The following is a 1123-nucleotide window of genomic DNA, read 5'->3' as shown; positions in this document are numbered from 1 at the left end:
CGGCGAATCGCGTCCCCGGCACCAGCTCCATGCGGGCGGCAAAGGTCGTCAAGCATCACATGGAAATCTTTTTGCATGATCTTTAAAAGTACTTCCTGCATGAAATTATCGACATCATGTAAAACCATATTGGATAAGAGTTCGGGAATGAATTTTAATTTTTGTTTTGTAAAAATTATCAACTTATTTTTAAATACCAAGAAAACAACAGATGTCGTCAGATTATCTAGATGCCCACCTTCATGTATCTCGGGAAACAAATAACTTACGAGCAAACTTTTTTCATCGTTCTGATCTATCATCGTGTCATATGCAACTCGATCATCAAACGTTAGTATATTGTCTATGTTAAAGTCAGATCTATGTTCAAAAGATTCGATATATTCTCGTTCGTCACCATAAACATAAACAACAGACGAATTTTTGATATTTGATTCTGACGAAACTAATAATGTATTTTTTGTTAAAGAATAAGTTTTCAGCATTGTAATCCTCCTGCTTTATATTTTTCTCAAAAATAAATGCGTAATTGTTGTGGAATAAATACGTTATCAGTTTTAAAAACATTTTGTCTTATGTATGATAACCTGCTAAAAATTTTATCTCGCACATTATCTAGACAATCTCGTCTCCAGCTTCTAATGTATTTTCTAATTTATAATTATAGACCCTAAACAAACATCTTTTGTAAAAAGCCTTTTTTCTGTTCTTTCAACAAATCTAACTTACGTTGATGAAGAGCGATAGTGTCGTCGAGTTGTTTGAAGAATGAACCGATTTTTTGTTGCTCTTTTAATTTTGGAATATTTAAATTCATTTCTTTTAGTTTTGCTAAATTCAAATTTGCTTGAGAACTTGTTTCAGCTTTTCTTTTTAATAGATCACTTTGAATATCAATATAATTTTTAATGAAAACGACATCACAAGAAGTTGATTCAAAGCCAATAACACTATCTGGAAAAGCTGCTTTAATCCCTAGAATAGTAGTATCAGCTATATTAGCTGCTATAGTAATTAATAATGTTCCAATATCCCATAATTTACTCTGTTGAATTCCAAACTCACTATATGTTTGACTGTATTCTGTCAAAAAAAGAGGTGCTTTGGCTACATCTCCAGTTTG

2 protein-coding genes are annotated in these 1123 nt (G+C 31.6%); both read right to left on the bottom strand.

Features of this window, described 5'->3' with window-relative positions; translation table 11 throughout:
* Positions 1–485 (bottom strand): hypothetical protein (locus AB0N16_RS41885; protein WP_365806048.1); only part of this gene is annotated, 485 nt, incomplete at its 3' end.
* Between the two features lie 185 nt (positions 486–670).
* A partial coding sequence (locus AB0N16_RS41880; protein ID WP_365806047.1) for a restriction endonuclease subunit S occupies positions 671–1123 on the bottom strand: 453 nt, incomplete at its 5' end.

Origin of the sequence: Streptomyces sp. NPDC051105 (assembly GCF_040682795.1) — a bacterium.
GTDB lineage: Bacteria > Actinomycetota > Actinomycetes > Streptomycetales > Streptomycetaceae > Streptomyces.
This window is presented reverse-complemented; position numbering and strand designations above follow the sequence as displayed.